The organism is Hydrogenophaga aquatica, assembly GCF_054780915.1.
The window spans coordinates 428,975-444,067 of sequence record NZ_BAAGVK010000011.1; the positions used below are offsets into that span (position 1 = coordinate 428,975).

Consider the following 15,093-nt stretch of genomic DNA (forward strand, 5'->3'; position numbering starts at 1 on the left):
CCTGGCCGCTCAGGCGCCCTGATCCCACCCATGGGCGCGCCACGCCCTTTGCGCCGAGCGGTGCCCGGCATCTGGGTACGGCACGTCCTTCCACCCAGGCGGCACAGCATCGGCCACGGGACAAGCGGACTCTTCGACGCTGACCCCTGGACCCCAAGCCTCTGTCAGAGCCTGCGCGAGCCTTGCCTGCCCTGGCGCCACGGCAAGCCTGAGCTGCGAAACGCCCAATCGGCGCAGCCAGACGGCCAAACCTCGCGCATGCCGCTCCAGCGAATGCCAGCCAGGTTTCTTGGGCTTGTCGCTCTGGCCAAACCCGATCAGATCGGGCACAAGCACCCGCGCGCCCTTGGCTGCGCCGTCAATGGCAAATCCCGCCCATTGCGGCCACCAGGCGTCCGGGCTGTGCAGGGCCAGCAGAACGGGTCCATCGCCGCCCTGCCCCACATCCAGGTAATGGAAACGCAACCCTTCAAATCCGGGCAGATCGCTCACGGTGCGGCTGGCCTGGCTCAGGGACGGCCAGTGCGCCCACACCTCCTTGAACACCTGTGCCGGGGCGCGCAAGGCGTCTTCCCGCAGGGGGTCAGCGTGCAGCCGTGCCTGGCGGCGGCGTTCCTCGAAGAATTCACGCATCAGGCCGGCACATTCTTCCTCCAGCACCCCTCCCACCACCGCCGTCTGGTGGTTCAACTGGGGCAGTGAAAAGAGGTCCACCACCGATCCAGCCGCGCCGGTCTTGGGTTCGGGGGCGCCATACACCACACGCCTGATGCGGGCGTGCAGCATCGCCTGGGCGCACATCGCACAGGGCTCCAGCGTCACATAGACCTCGCAGTCGTCCAGCCGGTAGTTGTCTATCGCATGCGCGCCCTCGCGCAGCACCTGCATTTCGGCGTGGGCAGTGGGGTCGCGCAAACCAATCGGCGCGTTGTGCGCGCAGGCGACGACCCTGGCCTCTTCCCCCGCTGCACCCCGGCGAACGAGCACGGCCCCAACGGGAACCTCGCCTCTTTCCGCGGCCAGGCGCGCCTGCGCCAAGGCCAGCCGCATGCACGCCTCGTCTTCGATCGGAGCGGGAGGGGCTAGGCTGTGTCTGGATTCCGACATATCGGGGCAGTTGAATCAACAAATGAGTATTTTCATCGTTTTAACCGATATCATCCGCCCGATGCAAACCAAAATTGTGATCTTTGCCTAGGGAGGCGCATCTGGTGAATCTCTCGCCCGAATCGAATGCTGGATCTGGCTCCTTGAGGATACTCGTCGCCGATGACGATCCGCTGAACCTGCGCGTCGCCGCGCGGCTGCTCCGGGAGCAAGGGCATTCGGGAGCGCTGGTCACCAACGGGCAGCAGGTGCTGGATGCGCTGGCCAGACAGGCTTTCGATCTGCTGCTGCTCGACATACACATGCCCGTGCTCGACGGGCTCGCCACCCTGCAGGCACTGCGGGGAGGCGGTGGTCAGCGCAACGGCGGGCTGCCGGTCATCGTGGTCACCGGCGACGATGGCGCAGAAACCCGGGCCCATTTCCTGGCGGCAGGCGCCAACGGGTTTCTGGTCAAACCCCTGACTGCACAGACACTGGCGCAGGAGATACGGCGGTTTGCCGTCCGCTGAACCACCATGCTGCCACCCAGCCCCCCACCCTCGCACGCGCCAGCCCCGGCTCCGCACGGTGCGGCCGCCCCGCAGCCGCGACGGCGGCACTGGCCCACGGCGCTCGCGCTGGCAGTGCTGCTGTTCGGTCTGGCATGCACGGCCTACGTGCACAGGCTGGTCAAGGACGGGGTGGACACCCAGGCGCGTGAGCGCTTCGTTCTTGCCAACAAAGACCTCCACGCTGCCCTGCGGCAGTCCCTGCTGCGCCAGATAGACCAGTTGCAGGGTTTGAGGGTCCTGTACGAGGCGTTGCAGGAAGTCCCGCAGGAACGGCTGCATCAACATCTGCGGACCCGTGAGCTTCCCGGGGAGCTTCCAGGCCTGGTGGCCCTGCATCACGTCAGCGCGCAGGCTTCGTCCTCTCAAGGCCCAGCTGGCAACCTGAGTATTGCCACGTTGCAAGGAGTCCCGGGCGAAGCGCCGCTGGCCTCTCTGCGCAGTGAGCCGGGACGCCAGACGCTGCAAAAGGCCTCACTCGCCCGGCTGCCGGCCTTCACGCCGGTTCAGGATCTGTTCCCGGGAACGGCAAAACGCTGGGGCTTCCATGTCATCGTCCCCATCGCGGCACCCGCCGTGGCAGGTTCGCCACCTGCCATGGAGGCAAGCGCCGGCCAATGGCTGGTCGCCACCGTGCTGGTGCACGACTGGCTGGAGCCAGCGGTCGGCCAGCTCCCTGCAGGGATGGACGTGGAGGTGATGACCGAAACAGAAGACAGGCCGCCTCAAGTCATCTACGACGCAGACGGGCACCTTCTGAACCTCTCAACGGATGACGCCCACTTGCCTGGGGTCAGGGCGCTGCGGCAGGTCAAGACCCTGGAGCTTGGCGAACACCGTTTGACGCTGCACAGCAGCGCCACAGCGTCCTTCGCCCACCCGCTGGACCGCTGGGCACCGCTGGCAGCGGCCCTGAGCGGCAGCGCCGTGAGCCTGATGGCCGCTTTGGCGGCGTGGTCGCTGCTCAGCTCCCGCCACCGGGCCGAACGCCGCGCGATGGAGATGGCTTCGGACCTGGAGCTGATGTCTCGGGTGGCACGGTACACCGCCAGTGCCGTGGCCGTGACCGACACGGATCACCGCATCACCTGGATCAACGAGGCCTTCATCCGGCAGACTGGCTATGCGCCGGACGAAGCCTACGGACTCACGCCCGACCGCCTGATGCTGTCCCCCGCCGCTGACAGCAGCGCGCGCCAGCGCATGCTTGATGCACTGGACCGGCGAGCCCCGCTTGAGATCGAAGTGCTCTGTCGCAGCAAGAGCGGGCAGGATCGCTGGGCCGCGCTTGAAATGCGCCCGATTGCCGATGCGTCGGCCACCTTCCACGGCTATATCCTGATCCAGACGGACATCGAAGGCCGCAGGCGCGATCAGGAGGCACTGGAGCACGCGCTGCGCGACCACGAGGGGCTACGCCGGATACTGGACCAGCACGCCATCGTCTCGGAAACGGACGCCGAGGGAACCATCATCAGGGTCAACGACAAGTTCGTGCAGACCAGCGGCTACGGCGCCCACGAGCTGGTGGGCAACAGCCACCGCATGCTGGGCTCGGACGCACACCCCAGCGCATTCTGGGACCAGATGTGGCGCACCATCACCTCGGGCAGGCCCTGGCGCGGTGAAATATGCAACCGAGCCAAGGATGGCCGGCTTTACTGGGTGGACAGCCTGATCGCCCCGCTGATGGGGCCGGACGGGCAGATCGATCGCTTTCTTTCGATCCACACGGACATCACCCAGCACAAGCAGGCCCAGGCGGCCCTCGTGTCCAGCCAAGACATGCTGACCCGCACGGGCCGCGTCGCGGGCATCGGCGGCTGGTTTGCGGACCTCGAATCTCACACCGCCTACATGTCTGTGGAATGCATGCAGATCTTCGGCGTGGAGCCGGACTGGAGCGTTCGCATCGAACCCACGCTGGGTTATTTCGTCCCGCAAAGCCGGCAACCGGTGCTGGCGGCCATGGACAACGCCATCCATGCAGAGGAAGCCTTTGACATGGTCGTGGAGATCCAGCATCCGCGCGCGGGTCGGCGCTGGGTCAGGCTGGTCGGGGAACCAGACCCGGAAGAAGGCAGCAGGCGGCGCATCGTGGGTGCTGCGCAGGACATCACCACGCAGGTTCAGGCACAGCGGCGCATCGAGGAAAGCGAGCGCACCATGCGCTCCGCCATCGACGCCGTGGGCGAGGCATTCGCCTTGTACGACCCGCAGGAAAGACTGGTGTTCTGCAACGACAAATACCGCGAAATCTACCCCAGAAGCCGTGACACCATCATGGTGGGTGCCCGCTACGAAGACATTCTGCGGGCCGGGGCCGAACGCGGTGAATACCCCGACGCAGCCGGGCGGACCCAGGAGTGGGTTGCGGAGCGGCTGGCCAAGTTCCGGGAGCCCAGTTCGGAAGACGTCATGAAACTGGGCAACGGGCGCTGGCTCAAGGTCCTGGGACGAACCACCTCCGACGGCTTTCACGTCGGCTTCAGGGTCGACATCACCGAGATGCACAACGCGCTGGAAGCGGCCGATGCCGCGTCGCGCAGCAAGAGCCAGTTCCTGGCCAACATGAGCCACGAGATCCGCACCCCCATGAACGCCATCATGGGCATGATGACCCTGCTGGAGCACACTGGCCTGAGTTCACGCCAGCACGAGCTGGTCAGCAAGGCGACCAGCGCCTCGCGGGCGCTGCTGGGCATCCTCAACGACATCCTGGATTTCTCCAAGGTCGAAGCGGGCAAGATGCAGCTCGATCCGGAACCCTTCCTGCTGGACGACCTGCTGGGCGACCTGTCGACCATCCTTGCCGGCACACTGGGGGCGCGGCAGCTCGAGCTTGTCTTCGACATCGACCCCGCGCTGCCACGCGTACTGGTGGGTGACGCCATGCGCCTCAAGCAGATACTGATCAACCTGTGCGGCAATGCCATCAAGTTCACCGCCAAGGGAGAGGTGGTGCTGCAGTTGCGCGAGACGGGTCGCGCCAACGGCGCCGTCCAGGTCCGCTTCCAAGTAGAAGACACTGGCATCGGCATCAGCCAGGAGCAGCAGGAAAGCATTTTCAGCGGCTTCACCCAGGCAGAAGCTTCCACCGCCCGCCGCTACGGCGGCACCGGGCTGGGGCTTGCAATCAGCCAGAGGCTGGTCAGCCTCATGGGGGGGGAACTGCGCCTGCGGAGCACCCCTGGCGAGGGCAGCACATTTTTCTTCACCGTCGAGCTGGAGCTGGCCCCGCAAGCCGCCGCCGTGGTTTCCCTGCCTTCCCTTGGGCAGCATGCGGCCTTGCTCATCGATGACAACAGCCGCTCGCGCAAGGCCTTGCAGCACATGCTGCAAGGGCTGGGATGGACCGTGACCAGCTTCCCTGCCACAGACCAGGCCCAGGCATGGCTGGACGAGACCGGCCCGGCACCTGCTGCCACCGTGCTCATCGCCAACCCGGACAGGCCGGGAACCGCCGCCCTTAGCGAGCGCCTGGCCAGCGCAATGCCACAGTTGCAAGCCGCAGACACGGGACTTGCCCGCGTTTGGCTGCGCAGCAACCTGCCCAACATGCTGGTGGATCCACCCCCGGGGACGATTGAACTCGTCAAACCGGTGACAGGGGCCATGATCGCCTCCGCCGTCGAGGCGCTGCGCCAAGGCGTGCGCACCAGCGAGCGGCACATGCCACCAGGCGGCCCGCGAAGGCTTGCCGGCCTGCGCTTGCTGCTGGTCGATGACAACGACATCAACCTGGAGGTGGCACAAGAACTGCTGGAGCGAGAGGGTGCTGCGGTCACCGTGGCAATGAATGGCCAGGCCGCCATCGACACGCTGCGACTCAATGACACCCCATTCGACCTGGTTCTGATGGACATGCAGATGCCCGTCATGGACGGCCTGCAGGCGACCCGCGTGATCCGCAGCGGCAGCAGCCACGCCGCTCTGCCCATCGTGGCCATGACGGCCAATGCCATGACAGCCGACCGGGATGCCTGCCTGGCCGCAGGCATGAACGACCACATCGGCAAGCCGCTGGAACTGGACAACCTGGTGAGCACCATCCTGCGCCACACGCGTGGTGCCGACGTGCGCGGCAGCGGCGTATCAAGCGCCCCCCTGAAAGACCCGGCCACCGAATCGCTGACGCTGGACACCGGGAATGCCATCGCACGCCTGGGCGGCGACCAGGCGTTCTACGCCAAGTTGCTGGACAGCTTTGCAGCCAAGGCCCTGCCTGCCGCGCAGGAACTGGTCGACCACGCCCAACTGGGACACCGCGCGCAAGCCGCCGAACTGGCGCACCGCCTTAAGGGCACGGCGTTGGCGGTCGGGGCCGAGCGCCTGGGCGCCACCTGCGCGCAGCTGGAACACCTGCTCAGGAGCGGTGAGCTGGCAAGCCCCGAAGAAAGCGACTTGGTTGCCAGCCTTCAGCCGGCCGTCAGCGCAACCCTGGCTGCCCAGGCCACCTGGCGGCAGCAGACCCCGCGCCCCACCCAGTCCGCACCCGCTGACCAGGAGGGCCTGCTGGACGCCATGCGGTCGTTGCAGGAAGCGCTGAGCAAGGCTGACATGCGCATCTTTGACCTGCACGAGCAACTGCAACGCAAGCGCGGGAACACACCGTCGCCGCACTGGCTTGCCCTGGATCAGGCGATCGAGGCGTTCGATACCGAAACCGCCTCTGCCGCACTGGCCGCATTGATCACAGAAACAGCCCCTGACTCGGAACGCAAATCCACGCCAGACAGTAGCTGTCGAGAAGGCACAATCGGTGCAAACCCGTAAATCACAATTCCCAACCACCACGCCCCAGCACACATGCGAACGAACCTGCCTATCACCCAGAAGGAATACCAGTTCCCCGCAGACCAGACGCTGATTTCGGTCACCGACCTCAAGGGGCGAATCACCTACTGCAACACCAACTTCGTCACGGTCAGCGGCTATTCGCGGGACGAGCTGCTGGGGCAGCCGCACAACATCGTGCGCCACCCAGACATGCCGGAGGAGGCCTTCCGCGATCTCTGGCACACCATCCAGGAAGACGGGTTGCCCTGGAGCGCGCTGGTGAAGAACCGCCGCAAGAACGGGGATCACTACTGGGTCAGGGCCAATGCCACGCCCATGCGTGATGGCGACAAGATCGTGGGCTATCTCTCCGTGCGGACCCGGCCGTCGGACGACGAGATCAAGATCTATGACCAGCTGTACGCCACGATGCGCGAGGAAGCTGCGCGCGGCAAGCTGGTCCATGTGCTCCAGCGTGGGGAGGTTATTCGCAAGGGCTTGCTCGGCGCGATTGCACGGGCGACGCGCCCCGGCCTCAGGGCCACGCTGTTCTGGCTGCTCGCATTGGCAGCGGCGGGCCCGCTTGCCGCCATGGCCTTGGGAGCCCCCCTGTGGGCCAGTGCGCTCGCGGCAGCCGTCACGGTTGCGATGTCCGCCATGGGGCTCCTGCGGGTGGTGGTCAGTCCCCTTGCCGGGGTGATCAAGACGGCCAACCTGATGGCCAGTGGCGACCTCACCAAAGTTGTCCAGATCACGGGCAAGAGCGAAATCGGCCAGCTGCAACTCGCGCTCGCCCAGCTGTCGGTGTCCGTCAGGACCGTGGTGCGGGACGTGCGCCACGAGGTGGCCAACCTGCGCGGCGGCACCCAGGAAATCGCCGCAGGCAACCAGGACATGTCGGCCCGCACCGAAACGCAGGCCAGCAACCTGCAGGAAACCGCGGCGTCGATGGAAGAGATGAACGGCACCATCAAGCAGACCGCCCAGCTGGCGGGCGAAGGCACGACGGTGGCCCGCGAAACCGCAGACGTGGCCCGCCGCAGCCACGAAGCCGTGCTGAATGTGGCCGACACGATGCACGAGATAGCGGACTCGTCCAAACGCATCGGCGACATCATCCAGGTGATCGAGGGCGTGGCCTTCCAGACCAACATCCTGGCGCTCAACGCCGCGGTCGAGGCCGCACGTGCCGGCGAGCAAGGCCGGGGCTTTGCCGTCGTGGCGTCCGAAGTTCGTGCGCTCGCACAGCGAACCACCACGGCCGCCAAGGAAATCCGCAGCCTGATCGAGGAGTCACGTGACCGCGTCGAGGCAGGCAACACCCGCGCAGTGGAAGCCCGTGAGCGCATGGGTGAAGCCATGGCGTCCGTTGACCGGGTGGCGTCATTGCTGGAGGAAATCAGCAGCGCCTCCAAGGAGCAGGCCGTGGGTGTCTCGCAGGTCAGCGAGGCGGTCTCCCAGCTCGACGCCATCACCCAGCAGAACGCCGCCATGGTGGAAGAGTTGGCCGCAGCCGCTTCTTCGCTGAACGCCCAGGTCGGCCAGGTACACAACTCCATCCGCGTCTTCCGCCTGACGTCGCAGGACATCACCCTGGCGGAAGAGGACGCCGTGGAACTGCGCAAGCAGCAGATGCAGCGCGAGGTCCGGCTGGACGACTCGAACTTCGATTTCGAGGCCGCCATTACCGCACACCACCAGTGGCGGATCACGCTGCGCAATGCGATCGGCCGCAACCTGACCGTCGACGCAGACAAGCTGCGTCGGGACGACTGCTGCATGCTGGGCGAATGGCTGCACGGACCAGGCAAGCAGCGGTGGTCCAGCGTACCGGCGTTTTCCAACCTGCTGGGCAAGCACAAGGTGTTCCACCAGGAAGCTGGCAAGGTGGCGGACGTCATCAACCAGAAGCGCCACAAGGATGCTGAAGCCATGCTCGATGCATCCAAGCCCTTCGGTCACGCGGGACAGGAAGTCATCACAGCCATCCGGGATCTGCGCGACGCCCTCGTCAACACAAGTGACAGCCCGGCCAGCCAACCTGCACAAAGGCGCAACGCAGCCACCCCGGCACGCGCACTGCCCCGCCCCAAGGCCGGGACCCCGGCGCTTGAGCCTGCGCCCAGGCGCACCACGCCCCCGAAGGGCGAAGACGATTGGGAAACCTTCTGAAATTCTCGGAAAATAACCCTTCTGGTGTATAAACCTTTTTGACGTACAGCTAGGTATAGATCACATCAAGAAGGTTAACGAATGTCGCCAGTCAACAGGCGCCAGTGGATGGCTTGCGCAAGCGGCCTGGCGGCGCTTTCCCTGCACGGCCAGGCTTGGTCTGAGCCGGAGAAGATCGTGCTGTCGACCAGTGTCGTCGCACCCTACACCACCCCCGACCGCCAGGGCTTTCTGGACCTGCTGGTAGCCGCCGTGTTCCGGGAGATGGGAAGGCAGGCCGAGTTGCTGGTGTACCCGGCGGCATCGGAGCGAAGCCTGATCAATGCCAACGCTGGCATTGAAGACGGCCAAGCCTTGCGGGTTGCCGGGCTGGAAGCCATGTACCCCAACCTCGTGCGTGTTCCCGAGCCCGTCATCACCAATGACTTTGTCGCGATGAGCGTGAAACACCGCTTCGTCACCAGCGACTGGAACTCGCTCAAACCCTACACCGTGGGCTACCTCATCGGCTGGAAAATCTTCGAGAACAACGTTCCGCCTGGCGTGGACCGCACCCCCGTTCGAGACGCGGAACAACTCTTCACCCTGCTTGCCCGGGACCGGGCCGACGTTGTGCTGTACGAACGCTGGCAAGGTCTGGCCCAGGCGCGCTCCACCAACCTGGACGTGCGGGTGATGGAGCCCCCGCTCGTGAGCACCCCGATGTACATGTACCTGCACAAGAAGCACGAGGCGCTGGTGCAACCTGCGGCCCAGGCCCTGGCCAAGCTCAAGCGCACGGGGGAATACCAACGCATCCACAACGCCACGCTCAGGGCCTGACGAAGCCCATGCAAAAACTCAAAGCGTTGCTCCGGCGCGTGCGCCCTTCCCCGCTGGTTGCACGGTTTGCCTTGTATGTGATCGTGTTCAGCTCGGCCATCGCCGTCGTCATCACCGGTGCGGAGATGGGCTACGAATACCGCCGCGACATCGAGCATATCGACTCGCGCATGGACCAGATCCGGGATGCCTACCTGGAGAGCGTCGTGGAAAACCTCTGGGTGAACGACGTTCAGCGGCTGGAAACGCTTTTGCAGGGCATCACGCGCCTGCCCGACTTCGTGCACGCCGAGGTCCGGGTCGATAACCAGTCGACACTCAGATCCGGCACGCCTCTGGCTGGGCGGGGCATCACACAGACGTTCGAATTGCGACGCATGCACCAGGGCAAGGAGCTGCTGATCGGCGAGCTGGTGGTGCAGGCAACCTACCAGAACGCACTGCACCGGGTCCTGCGCCACCTGCTGCGTTTCACGGCGGCCAATGCCATCAAGACGGCCCTGGTCGCCGCGTTCATTTTCTATGCCTTCTACCGCCTCATTGGACGGCACCTGCTTCACATTGCCAGACATGCCCTTTCCTACCAGGACCGCCGCCTCCTGCCCCAAGCGCCTTTGGCGCTGAACCGCAAGCTGCCGTCCCGCCCAGACGAGCTCAGCCGCCTTGTGAGCGCATTGCAGCGCATGCAGGACGACCTGCTGACGATGGGCGAGGAGCAGCGCAAACGCGCCACCCTGCTGGAACGCGAGCTGATGGAGCGCCGGCGCATCGAGGGCCGGCTGGACTTGATGGCGACGGTCTTCCAGCACAGCCGCGAGGCGATCATGATCACCGACGCGCAGAACCGCATCATCGCGACCAACAACGCCTTTTCCTTGCTGACGGGCTACAGCGGTGACGAGGTGCTGGGCCGCAACCCGCGCATGCTGTCCGCCGGGCTCACGCCAACGGACCTGTACCGGCAACTCTGGCACGACCTCAACGAGCATGGCACCTGGCAGGGCGAGATCTGGGACCGCCGCAAAGACGGCCGGGTCTACCCCAAGTGGCTGTCCATCAACACCGTGCGCGACGAACAGGCCCGAATCACGCACTACATCGGCATCTTCAGCGACATCACCGAACGCAAGCAGGCAGAAGAGCGCATCTACCGGCTCGCACACCACGACAGCCTCACCGGCCTCTCCAACCGCATGTCCCTGACGCTGGAGCTGAGCCACGCCGTGTTGCAGGCCAGCAGGCACGGCCACGTGCTGACGGTGATGCTGATCGACCTGGACAACTTCAAGGAAATCAACGACGTGCATGGCCATGCCATCGGGGACCAGTTGCTCCAGCAAGTGGCACAAAGGCTGCAACAGGCGGTACGCCATGGCGACAAGGTGGCCAGACTGGGCGGTGACGAATTCGTCATCCTGCTGTCCCAGGTCTCAGGGCGCGACGCAGCCGGTCAGGTCGCCGAAAAGATCCGGCTGGCGCTGGATGCACCGTTCACGGTCGACCACCTGAAGCTGCGAACCACGGCAAGCATCGGCCTGTCCTGTTTTCCCGATGACGGTGACACGTCCGAGCTGTTGCTCAAGCGAGCCGACACAGCGATGTACCACGCCAAATCGCAGGGCCGTAACCAGACCTGCTTCTATGCCGACGGCATGGAGGCGCTGTTGCTGGAGCGTGTGCATCTCATCGCCGAACTCCGCAAGGCGCTCGACCTTGGCCAGTTCGAGCTCCATTACCAGCCCCAGTTCTCCGCGCTGACGGGCGAGCTGCTCGGGGTCGAGGCGCTCCTGCGGTGGTGCCACCCTGAACAGGGCTGGATACCACCCGGCAAGTTCATTCCGGTGGCGGAACAGAGTGGCCTGATCCTGCCTTTGGGTGAATGGGTGCTTGACGAAGCCTGCAGGCAGTGGCGCGCCTGGCAGGACACCCTGGGCGGCCCGGACTTGCGCATTGCCGTCAACCTGTCCGCCCAGCAACTGGCCAGTTCAGAGCTCACAGGCACGGTTGCCAAGCTGTTGGAGTGGCACGGCGTGCCCGCGGACCGGCTGGAGCTGGAAATCACCGAGTCCATGCTGATGGAAGACACCAAGACGAGCACCACCCGCCTCCGGGCACTGCGAGACATGGGTGTCCGCCTGTCCATCGACGATTTCGGCACCGGCTATTCGTCGCTGAGCTACCTGAGAGAACTGCCCCTGCACGGGCTGAAACTCGACCGCAGTTTCGTTCAGGGGGTGGAGACCGACCAGGGCAGCGCCGCCATCTGCCAATCCATCATCGTGCTGGCCCACAACCTGGGCCTGGAAGTGGTGGCCGAGGGCGTGGAGACACCGGCACAGCAGGCGTTTCTGCAGAAGCACGGCTGCGACCTGTTGCAAGGCTACCTGCTGGCCCGCCCCATGCCGCCCGCGCAGCTGGCGGAAGACGTCGAGAACGGGCGCTTCAGCCGCCCCGCCCTCGCGTCCTGAGCGGCCGGGGGATCACTCCCACTCGATCGTCGCCGGCGGCTTGCTGCTCACGTCATAGGTCACGCGGTTGATGCCGCGCACCTCGTTGATGATGCGGCTGGACACCCGCTTGAGCAGGCTGTAAGGCAGCTCGGCCCAGTCGGCCGTCATGAAGTCGCTGGTCTGCACGGCACGCAGCGCCACCACGTAGTCGTAGGTGCGGCCGTCGCCCATCACGCCCACGCTCTTGACCGGCAGGAACACAGTGAAAGCCTGGCTGGTCAGGTCGTACCAGCTCTTGCCGGAGTTGTGGTCGATGGTGGAGCGCAGCTCTTCGATGAAGATCGCGTCAGCGCGGCGCAGCAGGTCGGCGTATTCCTTCTTCACCTCGCCCAGAATGCGAACGCCCAGGCCCGGCCCCGGGAAGGGATGGCGGTACACCATGTCGTGCGGCAGCCCCAGGGCCACGCCCAGCTCGCGCACCTCGTCCTTGAACAGGTCGCGCAGCGGCTCCAGCAGCTTCAGGCCCAACTGCTCGGGCAGGCCACCCACGTTGTGGTGGCTCTTGATGGTCACGGCTTTCTTGCTCTTGGCGCCGCCAGACTCGATCACGTCCGGGTAGATGGTGCCCTGGGCCAGGAAGGTTGCGCCCTTGTGGCCTTGGCCGCTGGCCTTGAGCTTTTCCGCTTCGGCCTTGAAAACGTCCACGAACAGGCGGCCGATGATCTTGCGCTTCTGCTCGGGGTCGCTCACGCCCGCCAGTTCACGCAGGAACAGATCGCTCGCGTCCACACGAATCACCTTGGCGTGCAGCTTGCCTGCGAACATGTCCATCACCATGTCGCCCTCGTTCAGGCGCAGCAGGCCATGGTCCACGAACACGCAGGTGAGCTGGTCACCGATCGCACGGTGGATCAGCGCGGCGGCCACGGAAGAATCCACCCCGCCGGACAGGCCCAGGATGACCTCTTCGTCACCCACCTGGGCGCGGATTTTCTCCACCGCCTCGGCGATGTGGTCGCGCATGATCCAGTCGGGGTGGGTGCCGCAGATATCCAGCACGAAGCGCTCCAGGATGGCGCGGCCCTGCACGGTGTGGGTCACCTCGGGGTGGAACTGCACGGCATAGAAGCGGCGCGCCTCGTCGGCCATGCCGGCAATGGGGCAGGAGTCGGTGCTCGCCATGAGCTTGAAGCCCGGCGGCAGTTCGGTCACCTTGTCGCCGTGGCTCATCCACACCTTGAGCATGCCATGGCCTTCGGGGGTGGTGAAGTCAACGATGTCCTTGAGCAGATCGGTGTGGCCGCGCGCGCGCACCTCGGCGTAGCCGAACTCGCGGGTGTGCGAGCCCTCTACCTTGCCGCCCAGTTGCTGCGCCATGGTCTGCATGCCATAGCAGATGCCCAGCACCGGCACACCGAGTTCGAACACGGCGTCGGGGGCCTTGTCGTCCACCTCGTACACGCTGGCATGGCTGCCGGACAGGATCACGCCCTTGAGCAGACCGTCGGCTGCGTACTGTCGCACCCAGTCGCTGGAAACGTCGCAGGGGTGGACTTCGCAGTACACGTGGGCCTCGCGCACACGGCGCGCGATAAGCTGGGTGACCTGGGAGCCGAAGTCGAGAATGAGGATCTTCTGGTGTTGCATGGCGGTAAGGGCTCGGGCCCGTTGGAAATGCAAAAGGCCGCCGGTGCGGCGGCCCTTGGAAGGCGACGGATCAGTCGGCGCGGTAGTTGGGCGCTTCCTTGGTGATCTGCACGTCGTGCACGTGGCTTTCGCGGATACCGGCGGCGGTGATCTCGACGAACTCGGCACGGTTGCGCATCTCTTCGATGGTGGCGCAGCCGCAGTAGCCCATGGAAGCGCGAATGCCACCCGCCATCTGGAACACGATGGAGACCATCGAGCCCTTGTAAGGCACGCGGCCTTCGATGCCCTCAGGCACCAGCTTGTCGGCATTGGGGTTGCCAGTGCTGGATTCCTGGAAGTAGCGGTCGGCACTGCCCTGTTGCATGGCGCCAATCGAGCCCATGCCACGGTAGCTCTTGTAGCTGCGGCCCTGGTAGAGGATGACCTCGCCCGGCGCTTCCTCGGTACCGGCGAACATGCCGCCCATCATCACGGTGCTGGCGCCCGCGGCAATGGCCTTGGCAATGTCACCGCTGTAGCGGATGCCGCCGTCGGCGATCAGAGGCACGCCGGTGCCCTGCAGCGCCGTGGCCACGTTGTCGATGGCGGTGATCTGCGGCACGCCCACGCCCGCCACGATGCGGGTGGTGCAGATCGAGCCCGGGCCGATACCGACCTTGACGCCGTCAGCGCCCGCTTCCACCAACGCCAGCGCGGCCGCCCCGGTGGCGATGTTGCCACCGATGACCTGCACCTGCGGGTAATTCTGCTTGACCCAGCGAACGCGGTCGATCACGCCCTTGCTGTGGCCATGGGCCGTATCCACCACGATGGCGTCGACCCCGGCCTTGACCAGCGCCTCAACGCGCTCCTCGGTGCCAGCGCCCACGCCCACGGCGGCGCCCACACGCAGGCGGCCAGCCGCGTCGCGCGCGGCATTGGGGAAATTGAGCTGCTTGGTGATGTCCTTGACGGTGATCAGGCCCTTGAGTTCGAAGGCCTCATTGACCACCAGCAGGCGTTCCAGCTTGTGCTTGTTGAGCAGCGCCTTCGCCTCGGCGGGGGTGGTGCCCTCGGGCACGGTGATCAGGCGCTCGCGGGGCGTCATGATCTCCTTGACGGGCAGGTCCACGCGCGTCTCGAAGCGCAGATCACGCCCAGTGACGATGCCGATCACCTTGCCACCGTCGACCACCGGGAAGCCGGAGATGCCCAGTTCCTCGGACAGCTGATGCACCTGGAACACAGTGGTGTCAGGGGTGATCACCACCGGGTCGCGCAACACGCCGGACTCGTAACGCTTGACCTTGGCCACGTGCGCCGCCTGTTCCTGCGCCGTGAGGTTCTTGTGAACGATGCCTATGCCACCCTCCTGGGCAATGGCGATGGCCAGCCGGGCTTCGGTGACGGTGTCCATGGCGGCGGACACCAGCGGGAGGTTCAGGGTGATGTCGCGTGTGAACCGGGTGGCGAGCGACGTGTCCTTGGGCAGGACCTGGGAGTACGCGGGCACCAGCAACACATCGTCGAAGGTGAGCGCTTTTCCGAGTAGGCGCATGTGTAAAGCTCCAAAAGCAATATTG

At 65.4% G+C, this 15,093-nt stretch carries 8 protein-coding genes; 5 read left to right on the forward strand and 3 right to left on the reverse strand.

All coding sequences use genetic code 11. The features are described from left to right. Window positions 1-9: 9 nt before the first annotated feature. Window positions 10-1,107 carry a tRNA adenosine(34) deaminase TadA gene (tadA, locus tag ACYVHH_RS09430; RefSeq protein ID WP_460564887.1) on the reverse strand — a complete coding sequence of 366 codons (1,098 nt, stop codon included), beginning with the start codon at window positions 1,105-1,107 and terminating at the stop codon, window positions 10-12. Between the two features lie 143 nt (window positions 1,108-1,250). On the opposite strand from tadA, the gene ACYVHH_RS09435 reads away from it, so the two are divergent. The 5 genes from ACYVHH_RS09435 (at window position 1,251) to ACYVHH_RS09455 (ending at window position 11,899) form a co-directional block, all read left to right on the forward strand. After that, the gene (locus ACYVHH_RS09435) at window positions 1,251-1,619 is read left to right on the forward strand and encodes a response regulator (protein ID WP_460564888.1); all 369 of its coding nucleotides are present in this window, start codon (window positions 1,251-1,253) and stop codon (window positions 1,617-1,619) included. A 6-nt stretch (window positions 1,620-1,625) separates the two neighbouring features. Next, the gene (locus tag ACYVHH_RS09440) at window positions 1,626-6,434 is read left to right on the forward strand and encodes a PAS domain S-box protein (RefSeq protein WP_460564889.1); all 4,809 of its coding nucleotides are present in this window, start codon (window positions 1,626-1,628) and stop codon (window positions 6,432-6,434) included. A gap of 33 nt (window positions 6,435-6,467) precedes the next feature. Further along, a complete protein-coding gene (locus ACYVHH_RS09445) occupies window positions 6,468-8,609 on the forward strand; it encodes a methyl-accepting chemotaxis protein (RefSeq protein WP_460564890.1) in 2,142 nt (713 codons plus the stop codon). 81 nt (window positions 8,610-8,690) lie between these two features. Next, entirely contained in the window at window positions 8,691-9,431 is a 741-nt protein-coding gene (locus ACYVHH_RS09450) for a substrate-binding periplasmic protein (protein WP_460564891.1), read from the forward strand. A gap of 8 nt (window positions 9,432-9,439) precedes the next feature. Next, a complete protein-coding gene (locus ACYVHH_RS09455; RefSeq protein WP_460564892.1) occupies window positions 9,440-11,899 on the forward strand; it encodes a bifunctional diguanylate cyclase/phosphodiesterase in 2,460 nt (819 codons plus the stop codon). A gap of 12 nt (window positions 11,900-11,911) precedes the next feature. On the opposite strand, the gene guaA is transcribed toward ACYVHH_RS09455, so the two are convergent. Both guaA and guaB read right to left on the reverse strand, forming a co-directional pair. Continuing rightward, window positions 11,912-13,528 (reverse strand): glutamine-hydrolyzing GMP synthase, encoded by a 1,617-nt coding sequence (gene guaA / locus ACYVHH_RS09460; protein WP_460564893.1) that lies wholly within the window; start codon window positions 13,526-13,528, stop codon window positions 11,912-11,914. A 70-nt stretch (window positions 13,529-13,598) separates the two neighbouring features. Beyond that, window positions 13,599-15,068 carry an IMP dehydrogenase gene (gene guaB, locus ACYVHH_RS09465; RefSeq protein ID WP_460564894.1) on the reverse strand — a complete coding sequence of 490 codons (1,470 nt, stop codon included), beginning with the start codon at window positions 15,066-15,068 and terminating at the stop codon, window positions 13,599-13,601. Window positions 15,069-15,093 lie beyond the last annotated feature (25 nt).